22 protein-coding genes and 1 tRNA gene are annotated in these 22,579 nt (G+C 68.7%); 5 read left to right on the plus strand and 18 right to left on the minus strand.

Going from position 1 to position 22,579, the window contains the following annotated elements:
• Positions 1–211: 211 nt before the first annotated feature.
• The 5 genes from truA to C507_RS0105265 form a co-directional block, all read right to left on the minus strand.
• The gene (gene truA / locus C507_RS0105245; RefSeq protein WP_018698616.1) at positions 212–949 is read right to left on the minus strand and encodes a tRNA pseudouridine(38-40) synthase TruA; all 738 of its coding nucleotides are present in this window, start codon (positions 947–949) and stop codon (positions 212–214) included.
• Positions 950–1,051: 102 nt separating this feature from the next.
• Complete coding sequence (locus C507_RS0105250) at positions 1,052–1,351, minus strand: BrnA antitoxin family protein (protein WP_245559652.1); 300 nt, start codon at positions 1,349–1,351, stop codon at positions 1,052–1,054.
• Positions 1,326–1,616, minus strand: coding sequence for a BrnT family toxin (locus tag C507_RS0105255; protein WP_018698618.1), 291 nt, complete (start codon positions 1,614–1,616; stop codon positions 1,326–1,328). Before C507_RS0105255 ends, C507_RS0105250 begins: the two co-directional genes overlap by 26 nt.
• 318 nt (positions 1,617–1,934) lie before the next feature.
• The gene (fmt, locus tag C507_RS0105260) at positions 1,935–2,867 is read right to left on the minus strand and encodes a methionyl-tRNA formyltransferase (RefSeq protein ID WP_018698619.1); all 933 of its coding nucleotides are present in this window, start codon (positions 2,865–2,867) and stop codon (positions 1,935–1,937) included.
• 42 nt (positions 2,868–2,909) lie between these two features.
• A complete protein-coding gene (locus C507_RS0105265) occupies positions 2,910–3,434 on the minus strand; it encodes a peptide deformylase (RefSeq protein WP_018698620.1) in 525 nt (174 codons plus the stop codon).
• A gap of 209 nt (positions 3,435–3,643) precedes the next feature.
• Here C507_RS0105265 and C507_RS20425 point away from each other — a divergent pair, with 209 nt between their 5' ends.
• The gene (locus C507_RS20425) at positions 3,644–4,690 is read left to right on the plus strand and encodes a DNA recombination protein RmuC (RefSeq protein ID WP_245559653.1); all 1,047 of its coding nucleotides are present in this window, start codon (positions 3,644–3,646) and stop codon (positions 4,688–4,690) included.
• Between the two features lie 165 nt (positions 4,691–4,855).
• Positions 4,856–5,800 carry a 2-hydroxyacid dehydrogenase gene (locus C507_RS0105275; RefSeq protein WP_018698622.1) on the plus strand — a complete coding sequence of 315 codons (945 nt, stop codon included), beginning with the start codon at positions 4,856–4,858 and terminating at the stop codon, positions 5,798–5,800.
• A gap of 7 nt (positions 5,801–5,807) precedes the next feature.
• On the opposite strand, the gene C507_RS0105280 is transcribed toward C507_RS0105275, so the two are convergent.
• The 4 genes from C507_RS0105280 to C507_RS0105295 form a co-directional block, all read right to left on the minus strand.
• Entirely contained in the window at positions 5,808–6,194 is a 387-nt protein-coding gene (locus tag C507_RS0105280) for an E2F family transcription factor (protein WP_018698623.1), read from the minus strand.
• Positions 6,195–6,609: 415 nt separating this feature from the next.
• Positions 6,610–7,479, minus strand: a complete 870-nt coding sequence (locus C507_RS0105285) for a C40 family peptidase (RefSeq protein ID WP_018698624.1) — start codon at positions 7,477–7,479, stop codon at positions 6,610–6,612.
• Complete coding sequence (locus tag C507_RS0105290) at positions 7,476–8,852, minus strand: leucyl aminopeptidase family protein (RefSeq protein ID WP_018698625.1); 1,377 nt, start codon at positions 8,850–8,852, stop codon at positions 7,476–7,478. Before C507_RS0105290 ends, C507_RS0105285 begins: the two co-directional genes overlap by 4 nt.
• 175 nt (positions 8,853–9,027) lie before the next feature.
• Positions 9,028–9,192: a hypothetical protein gene (locus C507_RS0105295; RefSeq protein ID WP_156829167.1), complete on the minus strand. Its 165-nt coding sequence runs from the start codon at positions 9,190–9,192 to the stop codon at positions 9,028–9,030.
• 826 nt (positions 9,193–10,018) lie between these two features.
• On the opposite strand from C507_RS0105295, the gene C507_RS20430 reads away from it, so the two are divergent.
• Positions 10,019–10,516, plus strand: coding sequence for a MaoC/PaaZ C-terminal domain-containing protein (locus C507_RS20430; protein ID WP_169508948.1), 498 nt, complete (start codon positions 10,019–10,021; stop codon positions 10,514–10,516).
• 89 nt (positions 10,517–10,605) lie between these two features.
• On the opposite strand, the gene C507_RS0105305 is transcribed toward C507_RS20430, so the two are convergent.
• From C507_RS0105305 to C507_RS0105325, 5 genes are all read right to left on the minus strand, one after another.
• Complete coding sequence (locus tag C507_RS0105305; RefSeq protein ID WP_018698628.1) at positions 10,606–11,637, minus strand: histone deacetylase family protein; 1,032 nt, start codon at positions 11,635–11,637, stop codon at positions 10,606–10,608.
• 167 nt (positions 11,638–11,804) lie between these two features.
• A complete protein-coding gene (locus C507_RS0105310; RefSeq protein ID WP_018698629.1) occupies positions 11,805–13,304 on the minus strand; it encodes a phosphomannomutase/phosphoglucomutase in 1,500 nt (499 codons plus the stop codon).
• A 122-nt stretch (positions 13,305–13,426) separates the two neighbouring features.
• On the minus strand, positions 13,427–14,056 hold the full coding sequence (upp, locus tag C507_RS0105315; protein ID WP_018698630.1) for a uracil phosphoribosyltransferase: 630 nt from the start codon (positions 14,054–14,056) through the stop codon (positions 13,427–13,429).
• Positions 14,057–14,298: 242 nt separating this feature from the next.
• Positions 14,299–15,552 carry a DUF1688 family protein gene (locus C507_RS0105320; protein WP_018698631.1) on the minus strand — a complete coding sequence of 418 codons (1,254 nt, stop codon included), beginning with the start codon at positions 15,550–15,552 and terminating at the stop codon, positions 14,299–14,301.
• Positions 15,542–16,795, minus strand: a complete 1,254-nt coding sequence (locus tag C507_RS0105325) for a GTP cyclohydrolase II (protein WP_018698632.1) — start codon at positions 16,793–16,795, stop codon at positions 15,542–15,544. The genes C507_RS0105320 and C507_RS0105325 overlap by 11 nt, the downstream gene beginning before the upstream one ends.
• Positions 16,796–17,052: 257 nt before the next feature.
• On the opposite strand from C507_RS0105325, the gene glk reads away from it, so the two are divergent.
• Entirely contained in the window at positions 17,053–18,078 is a 1,026-nt protein-coding gene (gene glk, locus C507_RS0105330; RefSeq protein WP_018698633.1) for a glucokinase, read from the plus strand.
• Positions 18,079–18,280: 202 nt separating this feature from the next.
• Positions 18,281–18,355: transfer RNA gene (locus C507_RS0105335), tRNA-Gly, on the plus strand.
• A 204-nt stretch (positions 18,356–18,559) separates the two neighbouring features.
• Here the strand turns inward: C507_RS0105335 and C507_RS0105340 are convergent.
• The 4 genes from C507_RS0105340 to C507_RS0105355 all read right to left on the minus strand — a co-directional run bounded on the left by C507_RS0105340 (position 18,560) and on the right by C507_RS0105355 (position 22,518).
• A complete protein-coding gene (locus C507_RS0105340; protein WP_018698634.1) occupies positions 18,560–20,197 on the minus strand; it encodes an amidohydrolase in 1,638 nt (545 codons plus the stop codon).
• Between the two features lie 114 nt (positions 20,198–20,311).
• A complete protein-coding gene (locus C507_RS0105345) occupies positions 20,312–20,848 on the minus strand; it encodes a 3-hydroxyanthranilate 3,4-dioxygenase (RefSeq protein ID WP_018698635.1) in 537 nt (178 codons plus the stop codon).
• A 49-nt stretch (positions 20,849–20,897) separates the two neighbouring features.
• Positions 20,898–21,302 carry a RidA family protein gene (locus C507_RS0105350; RefSeq protein WP_018698636.1) on the minus strand — a complete coding sequence of 135 codons (405 nt, stop codon included), beginning with the start codon at positions 21,300–21,302 and terminating at the stop codon, positions 20,898–20,900.
• Positions 21,303–21,360: 58 nt separating this feature from the next.
• Positions 21,361–22,518 (minus strand): ABC transporter substrate-binding protein, encoded by a 1,158-nt coding sequence (locus tag C507_RS0105355; protein ID WP_018698637.1) that lies wholly within the window; start codon positions 22,516–22,518, stop codon positions 21,361–21,363.
• Positions 22,519–22,579: the final 61 nt, after the last annotated feature.

The following is a 22,579-nucleotide window of genomic DNA, read 5'->3' on the forward strand; positions in this document are numbered from 1 at the left end:
CCGCCCTCCCGGAGCCGGTGAGCGAATGCGAACCCGGCGTGAGGGATGTCTCTTTAGTCGCAATCCCGGACGGAGAACCGGTGCCCACTTTTCCTGGGATTGGCCTTCTCCCCGCAATCCCGGACGGAAAACCGGTTCCCACTTTTCCTGGGATTGGCCTTCTCCCCGCAATCCCGGACGGAAAACCGGTTCCCACTTTTCCTGGGATTGCTCAGTAATCCACCCGAACCAGGTAGAGCCCGTCGGGCGGAGCGACGGGGCCGCAGCGGGTCCGGTCGGCCGCCTCGAGCGCCGCCGCCATGTCGCGCGGGCGCCACTTGCCCTGCCCCACCTGCACCAGCGAGCCGACCATGGACCGGACCTGATTGTGCAGGAAGGAGCGCGCCGAGGCCTCCACCGTTATCTCGGCGAGGGCGCGGCGCACTGTCAGCCGGTCGAGCGTCTTCACCGGGCTCGCCGACTGACACTGGGCGGAGCGGAAGGTGGTGAAGTCGTGGTGGCCGACGAGGGCCTGTGCGGCGGCGTGCATGGCGTCGGCGTCGAGCGCCATGCCCACCTGCCAGGCGAGGCCGCGATCCACGGTGAGCGGTGCCCGGCGATTGACGATCCGGTAGAGATAGTGGCGCGCGGTGGCGGAGAAGCGGGCATCGAACGTGTCCGGCACGGCCTGCGCCGCGACGACGGCGATCGGGTCCGGGCGCAGATGTGCGTTGATGGCATCGCGCACCCGGTCCGGTGCCCAGTCTTTCGCGAGATCCACATGGGCGACCTGGCCGAGCGCGTGGACGCCGGCGTCGGTGCGGCCCGCCCCGCCGACGGTGACGGTCTCGCCGCTGAAGCCGGCGATCGCCGCCTCCAGCCGGCCCTGCACCGACCGGCCCTGCGCCTGGCGCTGCCAGCCGACGAACGGACCGCCGTGATATTCGATGGTGAGCCTGTAGCGGGGCATTCAACTCATGCTTTCAAGAGTGACAATCCGCAAGGAGCGGCCGATGGTTCCTACTGGCGCCGCTCTTGCGGCCGCTTCCTGTGCGTGAGGTGCGTGGTCAGGTCACCGCCTGCCCTTGGCGCTCCTGGTGAAATCCAGCAGGATCTCATTGATACGGGTCTGCCATCCACGACCGCCGGCCTTGAAATAGTCGACGATCTCCGGATCCAGGCGGATCGTGACGGGAACCTTCGGGTTCTCGAGCGGCGGCCGCCCACGACGGATCAGGACGTCTGCAGGCGGATTGTCCGGATCCGCAAGCGCATCGGCCGTGATCGCCGCATCCTCTTCCGGTGTCATGTCGTCCGCATATTGACGCGCGAGCCGGCTAAGCTCTTCAGCGCTTCGTGACAGCTTCGGCATAGGCTCTGGCCTCCCGACCGTTCGCCTTGCGCAGCGATATCACCCGGCAGGTGTCGCCACGCAACGTGAAGACAAGAACGTGGGGACGGGTCCCGATCATCCCGATCGCGACCCGCCGTTCCTCGCCGTAGTCGAAGCGGTCATCGATGCGAACGACCGCTCCCTCGAAATCGAAATCCGCAGCAGCCAGCAATGACAGCCCGCGGAGCGAGACGTTTCGGACATCCTTTTCCGGATCTGCTTCGAAACGGCGCGGCGTATCCATGCATTCTTGTAGTTACAAAAAATGGCAAATGCCAGGCGTTGCAGACATTTATGCCAAGATGGCCGCCCCCACCCAGAGCCGGTGAGCGCAGCGTACGCCGCGCGAGGGGTTGTTTGATCGCAGGAAAACCGGTTCCCACTTTTCCTGCGATCAGCTGCTTAACCCGCAATCGCGGACGGAAAACCGGTTCCCACTTTTCCTGCGATCAGCTGCTTAACCCGCAATCGCGGACGGAAAACCGGTTCCCACTTTTCCTGCGATCAGCTGCTTAACCCGCAATCGCGGACGGAAAACCGGTTCCCACTTTTCCTGCGATTGCTAGATGAGCCGTCCACCCGGCTCCAGCCGCAGGCCGCGGAAGACCTCGTCGGCCGCCATCGGCCCCTTGCCGGCGCGCTGGACCTGGACGAGCCGCAGCGCGCCCTCGCCGCAGGCCACCGTTCCGTCGGCGTCGAGAATTGTGCCCGGAGCGCCTTCCCCCGCCACGTGCTGTGACCGCAGCACCTTCAGCCGCTCGGTTTTCTCGCCGTTGGCGATCTCGCACCAGGCGCCCGGGAAGGGCGACAGGCCGCGCACGAGGTTGTGGATCTCGCCGGCCGGACGCGACCAGTCGATGCGCGCCTCCGCCTTATCGATCTTGTCGGCGTAGGTGATGCCGGCGTCGGGCTGCGGCGTGGCATCGAGGGTGCCGCGCTCCAGCGCGCCCAGCGCCCGGACCATCAGGTCCGCGCCGAGCCGGGCGAGCACGTCGTGGAGTTCGGAGGCCGTCATGTCGGCGCCGATGGCGACGCGTTCCTCCATACAGACCGGGCCGGTATCGAGACCGGCCTCCATCTGCATGACGGCAACGCCCGTTTCCGCGTCGCCGGCCATGATGGCCCGCTGGATCGGCGCGGCGCCGCGCCAGCGCGGCAGCAGCGAGGCATGGATGTTGAAGCAGCCCTCCTCCGGGATCTCCAGGATCGAGCGCGGCAGGATCATGCCGTAGGCGATGACGACCGCTGCGTCGGCGCCGTGGGTGGCAAAGGCGGCGGCCGCCTCCTCGCCCTTCAGCGTGGTGGGCGTGAGCACCGGCAGGCCGAGGCGCTCGGCCTGCTCGTGCACGGGCGACTTCCGCGCCTCCATGCCCCGGCCGGAGCGGGCCGGCGCGCGGGTGTAGACGGCGGCCACGTCGTGGCCCTGGCCGACGATCTCGGTGAGGGTGGGCACGGCGAAATCCGGCGTGCCCATGAAGACGAGCCTGAGGGGCATCGCGAGTCCCGTGTGTTCGAGGTCAGGGCAAACCGGAGAAAGTTACGCCTTTTCCAGGGCCGCGAGGCGGGCCTGCTTGGCGAACTTCTTGGTGACCCGGTCGCGCTTCAGCCGCGACAGATAGTCGATGAACAGCACGCCGTTCAGATGGTCGATCTCGTGCTGGATGCAGGTGGCGAGGAGCCCGTCGGCGCGGATCTCCTGCTCCGCCCCGTCGCGGTCCAGGAAGCGGACCCCGACCTCGGCCGGGCGCTCGACCTCCTCGTAATATTCCGGGATCGAGAGACAGCCCTCGTTGTGGATGCTGAGCTCCTCAGACGACCAGACGATCTCCGGGTTCACCAGCGCCATCGGCTGCTTCTCCTCGTCGTCGCCGGAGACGTCGAGGACCACGACGCGGTCGAGCACGCCGATCTGTGGCGCGGCGAGGCCGATGCCGGGGGCGGCGTACATGGTCTCCAGCATGTCGTCGATAAGGGCGCGCACGCCGTCATCGACCGTGCCGACCGGGGCGGCGACCTTGCGGAGAACGGGATCCGGTATCACGAGGATCGAGCGTTTGGACATGACTGCCGATTTATGGGGTGAAACGCGCCGGGTCAACGCACCCGTGCGCGCGCTGCCGTCGGCGTTAACCCTCGCGCAAGCTTCGGCGCACCGACAAGGCAGAACAAACCGCGAATCGCGCTATCGTCCCTTCCATGTCGGATCCGGTCTTCTTTCTTCAAGGCCATGCGGTCACGCAAGGCGAGGCGCTGCTAGCCGGGTGCGGGCTGGTGATCGCCATCCTGCTCATCGCCGTCCTGCGGCTGGCGCGCGGGCGCGGCGGCGGCGATGCCCGCGCCCTCGAGGCGCAGATGGCGGAGCTTGCGCGCATGCAGGCGGAAACCTCCGGCCGGCTGCAGACGGTGGCGGAGGTGTTCGGCAACCGCCAGTCGGAGCTGACCCGGGCGGTGTCGGAACGCCTCGACGGCATGGGCCACCGGATCGGCTCGTCTATGTCGCAATCCACCAACGCCACCCACGAGACGCTGCGCCAGCTGCACGAGCGCCTTGCCGTCATCGACCGGGCGCAGCGGACCATGAGCGGACTGTCCGACCAGGTCTCGCAGCTGGAGCGCATCTTCGCCGACAAGCAGAGCCGCGGCGCCTTCGGCCAGGGCCGGATGGAAGCCATCGTCCGCGACGGGCTGCCGGAGGGCGCCTATTCGTTCCAGCCGACGCTGTCGTCCGGCGTGCGGCCCGACTGCATCATCCGGCTGCCGAACGGCGCGCCGGTGCTGTGCATCGATGCCAAATTTCCGCTGGAGGCGTTCGCCCGCATCGAGGCGGCGGAGACCGACGCGGCGCTGAAGGAGGCGCAGCAGGCGGCGCGGCGCGATCTCATCAAGCACGTCGACGACGTGCGCAAGAAGTACCTCGTGCCCGGCGAGACCCAGGACCTCGCCTTCGTGTTCGTCCCATCGGAATCGCTGTTCGGACAGATCCACGACCGCTTCCCGGAGGTGGTGCAGCGCGCCTACCGGACCCGGGTGGTGATCCTGTCGCCGACGCTGCTGCAACTCGCCATCCAGGTGGTCGTGACGGTGATCCGCGATGCCCGCATCCGCGAGGAGGCGCACGTGATCCGCGCCGAGGTGGGCCATCTGATGCAGGACGTGGACCGGATGTTCGAGCGGGTGATGAAGCTGCAGCAGCATTTCGGCCAGGCCCAGCGCGACGTGGAGCAGATCGTCATTTCCGCCGAGAAGGTCGCCAAGCGCGGCGCCCGGATCGAATCGCTGGAGATCGAGCCGGAGGAGGCGCGCGCGGCGGGGGAGTGAGGCGGCGGCCGGGGGGCGGGTGCTGGAACATCGGGGTCAGAGGTCCGACAGGCGTCCCTGAGTTGGCGGGATGACGGGCACGCCCTCAGCGACCGGCTCGCCCTTCCCCCGCGACGGGCAGACGGTTAGACGAGGGTCTGCACGCCTCAGCGAACGATTGAGCCCATGACCATCCTTTTCGCCGCCCCCGAGTTCGACGCCGATGCCTGGCGCCGCCGCATCGCCGCCGTGGCGGGCGGACGCGCCATCGCCGTCGAGGGCTCAGATGCCTACGACCCGGCCGCCATCCGCTATGCCCTCGTCTGGCAGCCGCCGGCCGGCCTCCTCGCCGCGCTTCCGAACCTTGAGGCAATCTTCAATCTCGGCGCAGGGGTCGACCGGCTGATGGCCGACACGACACTGCCCGACGTGCCCATCGTGCGGGTGGTCGACCCCAATCTCACCGGCCGGATGACGGAATGGGTGACGCTGCAGGTGCTGACCCACCAGCGCTCCGCCCTCGCCTTCCTCGCCCGCCAGAAGGCGCACGAGTGGGTGGAGGAGGCTTCTCCGGCGGCTAGCGCCGTCCGGGTCGGCATCATGGGGCTCGGCGAACTGGGCCGGGATGCGGTCGAGGTGCTCGTCCGGCTCGGCTTCCAGGTGGCCGGATGGAGCCGGTCTGCGCGGACCGTGCCGGGCATCGAGACCCATTCGGGTGCGGCCGGGCTCGACGCCTTCCTCGCCCGCACCGACATCCTCGTGGTCCTCTTGCCGCTGACCGACGAGACCCGGGGCATCCTGAACGCCGGCCTGTTCGCCAAACTCGCCCGCGACGGGGCGCTGGGTGGTCCGGTGCTGATCAATGCCGGGCGCGGTGGGCTGCAGGTGGAGGCCGACATCCTGGCCGCGCTGGATGCGGGCGTGCTGAAGGCGGCCTCGCTGGACGTGTTCGGGACGGAACCGCTGCCGGCCACGAGCCCGCTCTGGGAGCGCGACGACGTGGTGATCACCCCGCACGTGGCGGCGATCAGCGATCCGTCGGCCCTTTGCCGCGGCATCGTCGCCCAGATCGAGGCGCACGAGCGCGGCGAGGAGTTGAAGCACGTGGTGGATCGCGCGCTGGGGTATTAAGCCCGGTCTACCGCTTCGGCGGAGCAGGCAGGACCGCCTGGAGCTGGCCCGTCGAGACGCCGAGCTTGCGGGCTGCCTCATCGAGGTCCGGCCGGCCGCGCCGCGGATCGCCAAGGGCGTCCATCAGCTGCTGCGTCGTGACGCCGAGAGATGCCGCCGCCTCGTCGAAACCGGGAGGCACCTGCCCGTGCGCGCCGCCGCCCGGCCGCTGGCCGGCGGTGCGGATGAGGATGGTGGTGTTGCCGCTGTCCTCGAACACGCTCGTGTCACGCGCATGATCGACGACCGTGCCGACGGGCATGGCGGCCATTCCGGAAAAGGCACCGACAAAGGTCGGCGCGAGGAGAGCGCCGAAGACGACCAGGGGGCGGGCTGCGCGGGGAAGAAAGGGCATGATCGAACTCGTGTCCTGGGGGCGGAGGACCGCCGGGCGGGAGAGAACCGGGGGTGGGACGAGAGGCGAGTGGGGGGCCTCTCGTCCCACGGCCGCCGCTTCCAGGTGGGGTCGGCTGCGGCCGTACAGTCCCAGTCAACGCACCGTTGCCCGCCTCCCTACGCTATGGCGGCAGGTCGCGGGTCCGGGTCGGGAGCCTCTCCACCAGCCAGGCCGGGGCCACCACGGCGAACCGGTGCTCACTTCGCCTGGCTTTGCTCTATCCAGCCCGCGACCGCCCGACGGCCGGAGGCCGCCCACACGGAGCCGGTGAGCGAGTGCGAACTCGGCGTGAGGGGAAAGAAAACCGAGCGGAATTCTTAAGTCGCAATCCCGGACGGAAAAACCGCAAGAGCACTTTTCCTGGGATTTGCTCTTACCCCGCCGTCAGGATCCGCCTCACGGTGCGGACCGGCCCGGCGGTCGCCGCAATGCGCTCGCGGGCGCCATCGACCGGCTCGATCACCGTCATCATGTGGAAGCCGTTGGCGTGCAGCAGCTGATGCTCGTCGACCATGATGCCCACATGGCCGGGCCAGAACAGGAGGTCTCCACGGGCGAGCCGGCCGTCTTCGATCGCCGTCCCGAGCCCCGCCTCCTGCATGTCGGAATCGCGCGGCGCGGCAATGCCCGCCATCCGCGCGGCGATCTGGACCAGGCCGGAACAGTCGATGCCGGCCCGGGTAACCCCGCCCCAGAGATAGGGGGTGCCGAGGAAGGTTTCCGCCACCGCGACCCAGTCGGGCGCGAGTTCCGCCGGTGACGCGACATGACCGGCGACGACGGCGCCGCCCCCGGCGACCAGCGCATAGGACAGGCCGTTGCGCTCCTCCACCCTCTCCACCGCCACCGCGGCGCCCATGGGCAGGGTGGCGAGCGGCGGAAGCTTCAGGTCCGGCTCCGGAAACAGGAAGGTCGCCGGCACGGTCACGCGATGGGTGGGCGCGGGATCGACCGGACCCAGCGCCTCGGACGGCACATAGCCGACATAGGAATCCTCCTCGCGCTGGCACCAGGCCCAGCCCTCGCCCGTCTCCTCGAAGACGCGCACGAGATCGCCGGCCAGCGCCTCGCTGTCCAGGGCCGCGTCGGCACGGGGCTCGCGGCGCAGGGACGCAGTGGCCGCGACCACGCGGCGCGGCGTGCCCTCCACGAAGCGCTCGGCCGCAACCGTTCCCTCCAGGCGGGCATCGGCAAGGTCAGGACGGACGGCGTTCAGACGGCGGTCGGGTGCCTCGCCGCTCATTTCGCCCCTCCGGCGCGCTCCTTCAGCAGCGAGTAGAGCGCCCGGATGGTCTGGGCGGCCGCCCCCTTCGGATGGCCGGGCCGGTCGGTCTGCGTCCAGGCATAGAGATCGAAATGGGCCCAGGCGGGCGTCTTCTCCACGAAGCGCTGCAGGAACAGCGCGGCCGTCGAGGCGCCGGCGAATGGCTGGCTGGAGATGTGGTTGATGTCGGCCACGTCCGACTTCAGCCAGGAGCGGTAGCCTGGCCACAGCGGCAGCCGCCAGGACGGATCCGCGGTCTCACGGCCGTGCCGGTCGATGGCGGCGGCGAGTTCGTCGTCGTCGGTGAACAGGGCGGGCAGTTCCGGGCCAAGCGCCACCCGGGCGGCGCCGGTGAGCGTTGCGAAGTCGATCATCAGCTCCGGCGCCTCCTCGTCGGCAAGCGCCAGGGCGTCGGCCAGGATCAGCCGGCCCTCGGCGTCGGTGTTGCCGATCTCGACGGTGAGCCCCTTGCGGCTCTTCAGCACGTCGCCGGGCCGGAAGGCGTTGCCGGCGATCGCGTTCTCCACCGTCGGCACCAGCAGGCGCAGGCGCACGGGAAGCGCGGCGTCCATGATCAGCTGGGCGAGCGCGATGGCGTGGGACGCGCCGCCCATGTCCTTCTTCATAAGAAGCATTGCGCTGGCCGGCTTGATGTCGAGGCCGCCGGTGTCGAACACCACGCCCTTGCCGACGAGCGTGACCTTCGGCGCATCCTCCGGCCCCCACTTCAGGTCGACCAGAAGCGGCGCGCGGGGGCTGGCCTTGCCGACCGCATGGATCATCGGGAACCCGTCTTCCAGCGCCTTGCCAGCCGTAACGGTGACGGCGGCGGCGTAACGCTCGCCGAGCGCCTGGATGGTCTCCGCGATCTCGGCCGGGCCGAGATCGTTGGCCGGGGTGTTGACGAGGTCGCGGGCGAGCTTCGCCGCGGCAGCCAGGCGGGTCATCTCGGCGGCGTCGACGGTGGCCGGGATCACCAGGCGGACGTCCACGTCCTTCGGCTTGCGGTAGCGTTCGAACCGGTAGCCCGACAGCGCGAACCCGAGGACGGCCTCCGCCGGATCGTCGAAGCCGTCGGCCAGCCTATAGGTGCCGGCAGGCAGCTTGTGCAGCGCGGCGGCGGCGAAGGGCTCATCGCCCGCGCCGAGCCCGAGCAGCGCCGCGGCGACACCCCCCTCGCCGTCGGGCAGCGCGACGACGCTGCCGGAGGCACCCGTGAACCCGTTCGACCGGGCCCAGGCGGCCATCGGCGCAGACAGGCCGTCGACGACGGCGCCGGCGGTGTCGGTGGTGGCGGCATATACGGGAATGGCCCCGGCTTCGGCCGAGGTGTCGACAAGACACGCGTCCAACTTCTGCACTCCTTCGAGGTCCGGTGCCGCCGCCAGGGCGACGGGGACGATCGCCGGCGCCCCGGAAGGGCGGCGGACGAACCGGAGACCTTTTAGCAGCTTGTTGGATGGCGGAAAGGCATGGCCCTTCGATGGCGACGGTCCGGAGGCCGTCGGCCGCTTTTTCGGAAACGGATCAGATTCCGGCCCCGAAGATCCAGCCCACCAGACCCGCGATGGGACCGCCCACCGCCATCAGGGCGACGGCGATGGCGGATGCGAGAAGAGCCGCGACGAGCCCAAGCTCACCGGCGCTTCCGTCCCGTCCCATCGGGCTCAACTGTTTGACGCGGGTCCGCATGACCCTACTCCCGCTTGTTCGCTTGTAATGCGTCACGCCGATCTTCTTCTGGCTCACTCGTGACGACTGCCTCACGAGCGAGACCATGAAGATCGGCCCCTTGCGCAAGCGTTAACCGGACCGTCGAGACTGCTGCCAACCGTGGCGAATCAGGCTCCGTGGTTAATTTCTTCTAAGCGAATTGCGGCGGATTATCGGTACACCCCGGGGCTGCAGGCCGGGTCGCAGCGGGTCGCCAACCCTGCCGATGTACGAAATCTCCCATCGCACCATGCGATGGGCATTGCGCACCACCCCCAAGAGGCGCACATTATGCGCCTAATGCCGAGGGCATTTTTCGGCCGGACCGGGAACCAAAACGCACCTTGTGCATTTTCCTCTTGAACTCGAGCGCACAAAGTGCATATTAGGCTACAGGCTGATGAGAGAGAACAAGGAGGCCGCCATGTTGAACGAACTCGTTCTCGGTCGGGCACTTTATGTCCGCCCGCGGAAGAAAAATGACGGACAGCGGACCACGAGCCGCATTTCCGAGTCCACGCGCGGTGCGTGGCAGTGGATTATGTCCCGTCCCTAAACGGTTGACCGAAAGGCGTGTTCCAAAGGGAGCGCGCCTTTCGTCGTTCGCGAGCCTCCAGAATGCGGCCCCGCCGCCCGACACCGGGCGCGGGGCCGTTTCGATTCCGCGGTCTTGCCGGTCAATTCGCGACCCGCGCCAAGGGCTTGGCGGAAAGCCGACGAAAGAGTGGATCGCGTTTCGCGGGTAATGCTACGACAGGCCACGCGCGCGTGGATTCGCGCGCCTGCAATGGGGAAGGAGATCCAGATGGCGGCAGCGGATGCGTCGCGGTCCGAGGCACGGCCTGCGGGCGATCGGCCGGCACCCCGCTTTTTCGAGGATCTGTCGGAGGGCGAGCGGCTGCCGTCGCTGTCCGTCACCCTGAGCGAGTCCGACATCGTCGGCTTTGCCGCCGCCTATGATCCGCAGCCCTTCCATGTCGACCCCGAGCAGGCGTCGGAGTCCATCTTCGGCGGCCTGGTGGCCTCCGGCATCCACACGCTGGCGGCGTGCACCAAGCTGGTGGTGGACGGCCAGAACGGGCTCGTGGTCCTGTCGGGGCTGGGGCTGGATTCGGTGTCCTTCTCCGCCCCGGTGATGGCCGGCGACCGGCTGACTATCGACGCCTGGTGGGCCGACCTGAAACGCTCGTCCTCCAAGCCGGACCGCGGCTTTGCCCGGCTGAACTGCCGGATCCGCAACCAGGACGGCGTTATCGTCGCCGATTTCGCCTACCGCTACCTGATCGCCGGCCGGCCGGGCTGAGGGGTCCGGCTCTTCCCGATTCCCGCGCTTGAAGACTGCCTCACCGCCGGGCCCTTCGAACGCTGGGCGGGGATGAGCGGAGAAGGGGTTCACCCACCCTCGAACGCCGTAAGCACCGCTGCGCAGTTCGCGCCGAGCGCCTCGACGGCGTAGCCGCCTTCCAGCACGAACAGCACCGGACATTCGATACGGCCAAGCCGCGCTCCGAGCCGGGAAAAGTCGTCGCTCGTCAGCCGGAAGTGCGAGATCGGATCGGCCTCGTACGGATCGAGGCCGAGCGAGACGACGACCGCGTCGGGCCGGTGGCGCTCGATTGATCCGAGCGCGATCTCCAGCGCCTGCGACCAGACCGGCCAGTCGGCGCCAAGCGCCAGCGGAAGGTTGAGGTTGGCGCCCTCCCCGTGCCCCTCGCCGATCTCGTCGGCATGTCCGAGAAAATAGGGATACTCATCGTCCGGATCGGCGTGGATGGAAACCACATGCACGTCGCCGCGGTCGTAGAAGATCGCCTGGGTGCCGTTGCCGTGGTGATAGTCGACGTCGAGGATGGCCACCCGTCGCCCGTCGGCCACGAGCCGTTCGGCGGCAAGGGCGGCGTTGTTGAAGAAGCAGTAGCCGCCGTAGCGGTCGGCCATCGCATGATGCCCGGGCGGCCGGCACAGCGCGAAGGCGGAGCGTTCGCCCGCCGCGATCAGCCCCGCCCCGGTGACGGCCACGGAAGCGGAGGCCAGCGCCGCCTCGAAGGTGCCCGCCGTCAGCGGCGTGCCGGCATCGAAGGAGTAGAAGCCCATGCGGCCATCGAGATGGCGCGGCGCCCGGTCGGGGCGCAGGCCCGGGGTCGGCCAGACGAAGGGAAAGGCCTCGTCTTCCGCGCGGCCGGCAGCGCGGTGGGCGTCCCACACCGTTTCCAGGAAGGCGACGTAGGCGGGGTCGTGGATGCGCTCCAGGAGTGCCCGGTCGATGGGCTCGGGCGGCAGGATTTCGCCCAGGCCGGCGGCCTCAATGGCGGCCAGCACCATCTCCGCCCGGCTCGGGATCTCCACGGCCGGCTTCAGCGTGCCGTCGGAAATCTCGTGGTGGGGATGATGGCGGGCGTGGGCGGGCGAGAAGACGGTTTTCATGGGGGCAGTCTAGCGGGGCGGCGGGCGGCGGAAAGAGAGCGCCACCGCCCTAGCCGTATCACTCCAACCGGCCCGCGACCGCGCGCCGGGCGAGCGAGCGCCGGCCGGTCAGGCCGCCCACCCGGAGCCGGTGCGCGAAGCGCACTCGGCGTGAGGGAAACAAAAAATCAGATACTCTGATTATACGCGCCGACTTCCGGGTTCTCGCGCAGCACGTCGTCGACGGCCTTGAACATCTCCCGCATACGCTCTTCCGACACCGGGCTCTCGATGACCACGACGAGCTCCGGCTTGTTGGAGGAGGCGCGGACCAGCCCCCAGGTGCCGTCGTCGGCCACGACGCGGACGCCGTTGACGGTGATGAGGTCGGCGATCGGATGGCCCGCCACCTCTTCGCCGTTCGCCTTCATGTCCTGGAAGCGCTTCACCACCTTGTCGACGACGCCGTACTTGGTCTCGTCGTCACAGTGCGGCGACATGGTCGGCGTCTGCCAGGTCTTCTGCAGCTCGCCGCGCAGGTCCGACATGGACTTGGACGGATTGCGGTCGAGCATCTCCAGGATGGCGATGGCGGAGACGAGGCCGTCATCGTAGCCCCGGCCCACCGGCGGGTTGAAGAAGAAGTGGCCGGACTTCTCGAAACCGGCGACGGCCTGCAGCTCGGTCACCCGGCGCTTGATGTGCGAGTGGCCGGTCTTCCAGTAGTCGATTGTAACGTTGTTTTCCTTCAGCACCGGATCGGTCTGGTAAAGGCCGGTGGACTTCACGTCGGCGACGAAGGTCGCGCCCGGATGCAGCCTGGAGAGATCGCGGGCGAGCATCACGCCCACAACGTCGGCGTAGATCTCCTGGCCCTTCTCGTCGATGACGCCACAGCGGTCGCCGTCGCCATCGAAGCCGAAGCCGACATCGGCCTTGTGCTCCAGCACCGCGTCGCGGATGGCGTGGAGCATCTCCAGGTCTTCCGGATTCGGATTGTATTTCGGGAAGGTGTGGTCGAGCTCGGTGTCGAGCGGCACGACCTCCACGCCGAGGCGCTCCAGCACCTGCGGCGAGAAGGCACCGGCGGTGCCGTTGCCGCACGCCGCCACGACCTTGAGCGGCCGCTTGATGCCGCGGTTCTTCACCAGGTCGTCCATGTAGCGCTGCGGGAAATTCTCCACGAAGGCGTAGGAGCCGCCGCCGGAGAGGTCGAAGGCGGCGGACAGCACGATCTCCTTCAGCCGGCCCATCTCGTCGGGACCGAAGGTGCGCGGCTTGTCGGCGCCCATCTTCACGCCGGTCCAGCCATTCTCGTTGTGCGAGGCGGTGACCATGGCAACGGCCGGAACGTCCAGCTCGAACTGGGCGAAATAGGCCATCGGGGTCACGGCGAGGCCGATGTCGTGCACCTTGCAGCCGGCGGCCATCAGGCCGGTGACCAGCGCCATCTTGATGTTGGCGGAATAGGAGCGGAAATCGTGGCCGGTGACGATCTCCGGCGGCTTGCCCATTTCCTTGAGCAGCGTGCCGAGGCCCATGCCGAGCGCCTGGACGCCCATGATGTTGATTTCCTGGCCGAAGATCCAGCGCGCGTCGTACTCGCGGAAGCCGGTCGCCTTGACCATCGGCTCGGATTCATAGGCGTAGGTGTTCGGCGTCAGCTGGGGCTTCGGCGTGGGGAACATCGGGAGCTTCCTCGGTCCGCGTCGTCTTCGTTCGGTGGGTTTTGTCGTAGCGCACCGCACCGACGTTGAAAACTCGATAGGCGCGAAATCCTTCTGCCGGCGGGGGATAGGCCCGGCCGAAATTACTTCGTGCCGAACAGCCGGTCGCCGGCATCGCCCAGGCCGGGCACGATGTAGGCGTGTTCGTCGAGGCGTTCGTCGATGGCCGCGGTCAGGATCGGCACGTCGGGATGGTGGTCGCGCAGCGCCGAAACGCCCTCGGGCGCGGCCAGCAGGCACACGAAGCGCAGTTCGGCGGCGCCCGCCTCCTTCAGCCGGTCGATGGCGGCGATCGCCGAGTGGCCGGTGGCGAGCATCGGATCGACGACGATGGTCAGGCGTTCGGCCAGGCCTTCCGGCGCCTTGAAGTAGTATTCCACCGCCTGCAGCGTGTCGGGATCGCGGTAGAGGCCGACATGGGCGACGCGGGCGGAGGGCACCAGGTCGAGCATCCCGTCGAGAAGGCCGGTGCCGGCGCGCAGGATGGAGGCGAAGACGAGCTTCTTGCCGGACAGTACCGGCGATTGCATCACCGCCACCGGCGTCTCGATCTCCACGTCCTCCATCGGCAGGTCGCGGGTGACCTCGTAGCAGAGCAGCGTCGCCACCTCGCGCACCAGCCGGCGGAAGCTTGCCGTGGACGTCTCCTTGCGGCGCAGAAGGGTCAGCTTGTGGCGGATCAGCGGGTGGTCAGCGACCGTTACGCCCTGCATGGGTCATCCTTTCGGAACTGGACGCTTCCCTCCGGCCCACGATTGGGGTCTGGGAAGCCGTCAAAAACACCACCGCTCATCCCGACGAAAGCCGGAATCCAGGGCCGCAAGCCGAAGCGCCTGAGGTCTCCGCCCTGGACCCCGGCTTTCGCCGGGGTGAGCGGAGAAGATGGCGAGGTCGGGTGGACCGGTCCGATGTCGCGACCAGGGATGAAAGACGGGCTGAAGCGCATCCGGCCAATCTAGAACACCGTGCCGTCGCTCTCCACCCGCAGCGGCGGGGCGCCGTCGGCGCGCCGCTCCCAGGCGATCGCCCGGCCGGCGGCCCAGGTCCCCCCCTCCAGAACGCAGGCCAGCGGGAAGGTCTCCGCGTCGACCCCGAGACGGGTCCGCACCGCCGCCGCGAGGCGGTCGAGAAGCGCCACGGTCATCGCCCGCCAGGCGACAACCAGCGGACTGTCGACGGCGTGGAGGCGCTCCGCGTCGTCCGGATCGGCCAGCGCCAGCACGCCGGCATCGAGGAACAGACCGCCGTTGCGATATTCGGCAAGGCCCGGCAGCCCGTCGAGATCGGCAACCGCGATGCCGGCGAGATCCAGCGGCTCGATCAGCGACAGGGCGAGCCAGGTGGAAAGCTTGTGGAAGGCGGCAAGCTCCGAGCCGTAGGCGCCGGTGTCGAGCGCCGGCAGCGGCCAGACGTCGCCGACCGGGAGGTTGGCAAGCTCCAGCCGGCCGGGAAAGACCGGCGCGAGGCCGTCGAGCACCACGTCGAGAATGGTGGCGGCCGGCAGCACCCCGTCCTCGGCCCGCGCCACCAGCGCGTCGACCAGCCCGCCCGGGCGCGGATCGTCGTCGACGGCGAACAGGTCGCGGCGATTCTCCATCACGTGGGCGAGCCGGGCGAGCAGCGTCGCCCGGCCGGCCAGCCCGACCATCGGATTGTCCGGTCCGGCCTGCATGCCGGCGGCGATCTCGTCCTCGGTGATGCGGGCGAGCACCACGGCATCGGCGCGCAGCGGGTCGGCGGGAACGCCGGAGAAGACGCCGGCGGCGACCATGGCGAGCGAGGCGATGGCCAACCCCTCGGAGCGGTGATGCGTCTCGCCGGTGAGGTCTTCGCGGAACGACCAGTCCGGCCCGGCGCCCGCATCGAGAAGCACGCTGACGACCGCGAGATCGCCCGCGGCCCGCGCCGCCTGGCGCGGGTCTGAAAACTCCCGGGCGGCGGCGAGCATGCCCCAACGATCCAGGCCGCCGGTCTCGAAATGGCGCCAGCGCGAATGCAGCGGCACGGAGAGATCCGGATAGCGGGCCCTTGTGACGGCGATGACCCGCTCGGCCACCTCGTCCAGCCGCTCTGGATGCAGGGTCAGGCCCGGCAGCGCGCCCGCCTCGGCGAGCGCGTAAGCGCGCTCGGCGCTGTCGCGCACGGCGGCCGCCGTGGACAGGCGGTGGCGCAGGGCGCGCTGGTCGTCTTCGCTGGCTTCAGCCGTCATCGATCCTCCGTCCGCGCACGTCCGACAGCGAGCCGCCGGTCGACGGCTCGGGCGTGTAGTAGCCGGCCGCCTTCTTCGCCTCGATCTCCACGTGCGCGTCGGCCGGCACCCGGTCCTCCGGGATCGGCACGCGCTCGCCGATGGAGACCCCGGCCTTCACAAGGGCGTCGTACTTCATATTCGACATGGAGACGAACCGGTCGATGCGCGAGACACCCAGCCAGTGGAAAATATCGGGCACCAGCTCCTGAAACCGCGCGTCCTGGACGCCGGCGACGCATTCGGTGCGCTCGAAGTAGGCGTCGGCCGTGTCGCCGGAACGCTTGCGGGCGTTGTAGACGAGGAATTTGGTGACCTCGCCGAGCGCCCGGCCCTCCTTGCGGTTGTAGACCACGAGCCCGGTGCCGCCTGCCTGGGCGCCGAGGATGCATTCCTCGATGCCGTGCAGCAGGTAGGGCCGGCAGGTGCAGATGTCGGAGCCGAACACGTCGGACCCGTTGCACTCGTCGTGGACGCGGCAGGTGACGGCGCGCTTCGGATCCGACAGGCCGGCCGGATCGCCGAAGATGTAGATCGTGGCGCCACCGATGGGCGGCAGGAAGACATGCATGTCCGGCCGGGTGACGAGTTCGGGATACATGCCGCCGGTCTGCTCGAAGAGGACGCGCCGCAGCGCGCTTTCCGCCACACCGAAGCGCTCCGCGATGCCCGGCAGGTACCAGACAGGATCGACGGCGATCTTGGTGACGGCGACTTCGCCGGCGGCGAGCAGGATCCGTCCGTCGGGGGTCAGCCGGCCGTCCGCCACGGCACCGGCCACCTCTGCCAGCGTCAGCCGCGACCGGGTGACAGCGATGGTCGGCCGGATATCGATGCCTTCGCCGATCTCCCGCGCGAAGACCTCGCCCGCCAGGTGCCCCCACGGGTCGAGCGCGACGATGGCGGCCGGGTCGCGCCACGCCGCCACCTCGGGGATGTCGACGATTGGCGCGGTGTTTGCGAGGTCGGGACGCTGCAGCGGGTTGAGCGCGCCGGCGGCGACGGCGAGCGCCCGATAGAGCGAATAGGCGCCGCCATGGGTCCCGATGACGTTGCGGTCGGACGGCCGGGTGACGGAGCCGATGACAGGACCGCGCGCGGCCGGCGTCGGCGCGCCCCAGCGGATGGGAAAGCGCACCGGCGCGCCGGCTCCGGGATGGGACGTCAGCCGGATATGGGAGGCGCGGTTCAGCGGGGTTGGCATGGGCGGAGCAATCTTTGCCGAAGGGGATACGATGGGTCTCATATCGGGATGAACCTGGCGTGGCGCCATGAAGTTGCCGGGCGGGCGTCGGTCCCGTTCGCCCGTCAAGCGTTGACCGGTGCCATCGCACGCGGCCAAATGGGGGCTCGCACCGCTTCCTTGCCGACAGACTTCGGCCCCGCGCCCGGCCGCGGCGATCCAAGCCGGATCTTGCGCGTTCCTACAACGATCGACGACACGAGTTTCGAGGAAATTCCATGGCGCGACAGCACGGCGACAACGAGCCGCTGGCCTTCCCCGTCCTCATCGCGGACATCGGCGGCACCAATGCCCGCTTCGCGATGATCCGCGATGCCTACGGCGATCTGAAACATTTCCCGACGGTGTCGACGTCCGACTACCCCTCGCCGGCTGCCGCCATCGAGCAGGCGGTGCTGGCGCGCACCTCGCTGTTGCCGAAATCGATCGTGATGGCCATCGCGGGACCGGTGGACCTGCCGCCGATCACGCTCACCAACGCCGACTGGACCATCGAGCCGGACCATCTGATCGAGACGTTCGGGTTCCGGGACGTGGTGGTGGTCAACGATTTCGAGGCGCTGGCGCTGGCCCTGCCCTCTCTCGACGAGACCAACCTCTTCCAGATGGGCGGCGGCACGACGCGGGCGCACGCGCCGCGCGTGGCCATCGGTCCCGGCACCGGGCTGGGCGTCGCCGCGCTCGTTTCGAGCGCCGGCCGGCTGACACCGATTCCCGGCGAGGGCGGGCACATCGCACTCGGCCCGGAGACCGACGAGGACTTCGCGCTGTGGCCGCATTACGAGCGCTTCCACGGCCGGGTGACCGGCGAGGCGCTGCTGTCCGGCTCGGGACTGGTGCGGCTCTACCGGGGCATCTGCGCGCACAACGACGCGCCCGCCACGCTGGAAACGCCGGAGCAGGTGAGCGAGCTGGCGGAGGCCGGCGACGAGATCGCGCGGCAGGCCATGCGCCTCTTCTGCACCTATCTGGGGCGCTTCGCCGGTGACCTGGCGCTGATCTTCCTCGCCCATGGCGGCGTGTTCATCGCCGGCGGCATCGCGCCGAAGATCCGCCGCTTCCTCACCGACGGCCACTTCCGCGCGGCCTTCGAGGCCAAGGCGCCGCACGAGGCGATCATGCGGACGATCCCGACCGCGCTCGTCACGCACGAGCGCCCGGCCCTGGAAGGCCTTGCCGCCTTTGCCCGCACCCCGACGCGCTTCGCCATGTCGCTGCAGGGCCGCCGCTTCCAGCCCAAGTAAGCCAAGGCGGTGAGACGCAACGGCGGACGCACCGCGATCAAGCGGGAGGACCACTCCAGGCCGCAAGAGCGCGCACTTCGTGCGCATCCTTGCCGGATGAAAGGATTTTCCCACAGGCACGAGAAAGGGTGTTGCATTCCCCGGCGCGATCCGCCATATCGACAACCTCAATGGACGCCGGACGCGACGCGCTTCGGCGAATGCGGGTGTAGCTCAGGGGTAGAGCACAACCTTGCCAAGGTTGGGGTCGTGGGTTCGAATCCCATCGCCCGCTCCATTTCTCTCCAGACATCGATGATCTGAAGAGCCGCCGCGACGTCCCCTCGTCGCGTGGAAGGGCCGCCGGCCGCGACCGGCGCATGTCCCCTCACCTTCTCCTGAATTTCGAATCGATCGATCGTCCGTCCGGCTCTGCCGCATGTGCGGCCGAATCGCGTCTGCCGCCCCAGATTCGCGTCTGCGAGGTTCCGGGCAGCCGGGCTCAGGCCTCGTAGACGGTGCGGCCGCCGACCATTGTGCGCAGGGCGCGGATGGTGGGGAGCTTGTCGTCGGGCACGGTGAGGATGTCGTCGGAGAGGACGGTGAGGTCGGCGAGCTTGCCGGGCTCCAGCGAACCGGTGCGGTGTTCCTGGAAGGCGTAACGGGCGGCCGCGCTCGTATAGAGGCGGATGGCCTCCTCGCGGCTGATCGCCTCCCCTGCCCCGTAGACGGTGCCGCCGGCATCGCGGCGCGTCACCATGAAGGCGATGTTGATGAACGGATCCAGGTCGTTGATGCCGTAGTCGGTGCCGGCGCCGAGCAGATCCAGCCCCATCCGGTCGATCATCGAGCGCATGGGCACCGCCCGGTCGGCTGTCTCCCGCCCGAGAAAGCGGGCAACGGCGGCGGCCTTGGTCCACAGGAAGGTGGGCTGGGCATCGACCCGCACGCCGAGGCGCTTCGCCCGGTCCATCTGGTCGGGCTGCATCAGGCTGCCGTGAATGACGATGAAGCGGCGCTCGCGGATGGAGCGTTCCGCGTCGGCCGCCTCGTAGGCGTCGAGCACCGCGTCGATGGCCGCGTCGCCGACGGCGTGGATGCCGACGCGCCAGTCGTTGCGGTTGGCGACCGCGACCAGATGGTCGAGCCGGCGCGGCTCGATCACCCAGGTGCCGTGATAGTCGGGGTCGTCGGGATAGGGCTCGCGCATGGCCGCGGTGCGCAGCGTCATGCCGCCGTCGACCTGCAGCTTGACGCCGGAGAGGCTGAGCCACTCGTCGCCGAAGTCCGAGGTGGCGCCGGTGAGCGCGAAGAACCGCTCCCATTCCTCCGCCGTCATGGCCGGGTTGAGGTCGCCGGTGGGCGCGAACATCAGGCTGAGGCGTAGCGTCTGCTCGCCGGCGAGCCGGATGGAATTGTAGTGGCGCACGTCCTGCGGATTGACGGCGGCGCTGATGGCGCTCGTCAGTCCGAAGGAATTGAGATGGGCCTGGGCGTCCACGAGCTGCTGGCGGCGCGCCTCGGGGCTCCAGCCCGGAAAGGCCGCGATCACCATGCGCTCGGCCGCCTCTTCCAGCACGCCGGAGGGCTCGCCGTCGGCGTCGCGGTGGATGGTGCCGCCCTCGGGGTCCGGCGTGTCGCGGGTGACGCCGGCGGCGGCCAGCGACAGCGAGTTCAGCATCGAGAAGTGGCCGACCGGCAGGTAGAGCGGGTTGTCCGGCGCGACGCTGTCGAGCTCGGCGCGCGTGAGAAAGCGCTTCTCGGCAAGCTGCGACTGCGGGTGCCAGAGCTGGCCCATGATCCATTCGCCCGGCGCGCGGCCGTCGACAAACTGCTTGAGGCGCGCCAGCGCCTCGTCGACTCTGCGCACACCCTGGAAATCGACCGTGTGCTTGAGGAGGCCAGCCTCCTCCACGTGGACATGGGTGTCGATCAGGCCGGGCAGCATGGTGGCACCGCCGAGATCCTCCACCACGGTCGCCGGCCCGGCGAGGCCAAGCACCTCGGCGTCGGTGCCGGTGGCCACGATCCGCTCGCCCTTGATGGCCAGCGCGGAGACGACCGAGAAATCAGCGTCGGCCGTGACGATCTTGGCGTTGTGGAGGATCCGGTCGGGTTCGGGCGGTCCGGACTGGCGCATGGATAGCCTCGGCTCAAGCATTTCCGGGCGAAGCGGGGTCAGGTTCGCCGTTGGCACGCAACAGGAAGGCGGAGCGCCGCGATCTCCGCCGCGACGCGGGTCGAGACGTGCGCCTCAGACGCCCTCGGGACGCGGCATGGTGTTGCCGCACTTGCCGCAGGTGCGGTTCTCCTCGCTGTCGAAGAAATTCGCGTAGGCCTTCGACACGGGATCGGCGCGATAGTCGGAGACGGTGAAGGTCTCCTCGTGCAGCAGCGCATCGCAGCTCGGGCAGTACCACTGGAAGCGGTCGGCCTCGCCCTGGCGGCGGACACGCTCCGACACGAGCAGGAAGGCGTCGGGGGGAAAGCGCGGCGAATGCGGCATCCCGGCCGGGGTGAAGTTGAGCCCGCCCTCCGGCACGACGACGATCTCCTCGCTACCGTCCTCCTTGCGGATGTGCAGGTTCATCTGGCCGCGGATCATGTACATGATCTCGTCGGACGGATTGATGTGGAACTCGCTGCGATATTCGCGGCCGCGGGCGACGAAGGTGAGCGCGTCGGGCTCCTGCCACAGCACCTTCACGCGCTTGCCGGTTTCCGACAGCTCCTTGACGGCGTCCTCGAGCTGGATGACCGGCGCATTCGACAATGAGCGCTCGTAGTACATCGGTCTCTTCTCCCTGTTGCGTGGGCCCTTTGCGGCGCCGCTGGTTGCGTCAGCCCAGATAGGCGACGCAGTCGATCTCGACGTTCACGCCCGTACGGTGCGGCGTGCCGCCGATGCAGGTGCGGGTGACCTTCACCCCGTCCATGAAGTCGCGAAAGACCTCGTTGAACACAGGGAAGTCGGCAACGTCGCGCAGACAGACGCGCATGTTGACCACATGCTCCATCGTGGCTCCGCCGGCGTCGAGCACGTTCTTGAGGTTCGTGAGCGTCTGCAGGGTCTGCTCGCGGATGTCGTCGGAAACGACCTGCTTGGTCTCCGGATCGAGCGGCCCCTGGCCGGAAACGTAGAGGAAGTCACCGGCGCGGATTGCCTGGGCGAGCGGCGACGGCTTGGTCTGGTCGGTAAAGCCCGTGACCGGGGCGCTCTTCGACTGGATGATCTCTTTGGGCATCGATGTTCTCCCTGCCCGGACGCCAGCGCGTCCGGGCCTTGATGGTGGCGCGGGTGCGCTACTTGGCCGGCTCGAACGTCTCGAACTCGACGTTGCCGTAGTGGTCGCCGACATTCTCGACCTTGCGCAGGTAGATGTTCTGCACGATGTCGCGGGTTTCCGGATCGATGGAGATCGGCCCGCGCGGGCTCTCCCATTCCATCCCCTTCATCGCGTCCACCAGGGCGGTGCCGTCGGTGTCGCCGCCGGTCTTCTCCAGCGCGGCGTAGATGACCGCCATGGCGTCGTAGCCGCCCACCGCCATGATGGACGGCATGGCATCGGAACCGGCGGCTTCCCTGAAGGCCTTCACGAACTCCTTGTTGAGCTCCGACGGGTGCTCCATCGAATAGGGGTAGGAGGTGACCACGCCATCCGCCGCATCGCCCACCGCCGGCATGGACGGCTCGAAGGTGATGTCGCCGGTGCCGACAAGCTTGATGCCGGCTTCCTCCAGTCCCTTCTCCCGGTACGCCTTCATGAGGCCGGCCATCACGTCGCCGGCGTTGACGAAGGCGAAGATCGCGTCCGGCTTGGCGTCCTTGATCTTCTGCATGTAGGGGGCGAAATCGACGGTCATCAGCGGCGTGCGGACGTTGCCCACCACCTCGCCGCCGGCCTTCGGGAAGGCTTCGAGGAAGGCGGCTTCCGTGTCGTGGCCGGGACGGTAGTCGCCGACGATGACGTAGGCCTTCTCGTAGCCGTTATCCACCAGCCACTGGGCCATCGGCGGCACCACGGTGGGCAGGCTGAACGACACCCGGACCATGTAGTCGGACGCACCGGTGAGGCCGCCGGCAGCGGCATTCATGATCACCATCGGCACCTTCGCCTCGGTGGCGATCGGGGCCACGGCGGCGGCGTTGGGCGTGAAGCCGAAGCCGGTCAGGATGTCCACCTTGTCGCGCACGACAAGTTCCTGCGCGAGGCGCTTGGCGACGTCGGGGTTCGGGCCGCCGACGTCCTTGATGATGACTTCGACGGTCTTGCCGCCGGCCTCGGTGCCGTTGATCGCCTGGAAGGCCTCGACCCCGCCCTTGAACTGCTCGCCGAAGACGGCGAATGGGCCGGACATCTCGCCCACCAGACCCACCTTCACCGTGTCCGCCATCGCGGCGCCGGCGCCAAGTGTCAGCAGCGCGGCCGTGGCCGCCATCAGTTTCGTCATGCGTGTCATCGTCGGATCCTTTCCCCTCTGATGTCTTCTCGTCATCCGTCCCCGTCTGCGGACCGATCCC

This window comes from Amorphus coralli DSM 19760, assembly GCF_000374525.1.
GTDB lineage: Bacteria > Pseudomonadota > Alphaproteobacteria > Rhizobiales > Amorphaceae > Amorphus > Amorphus coralli.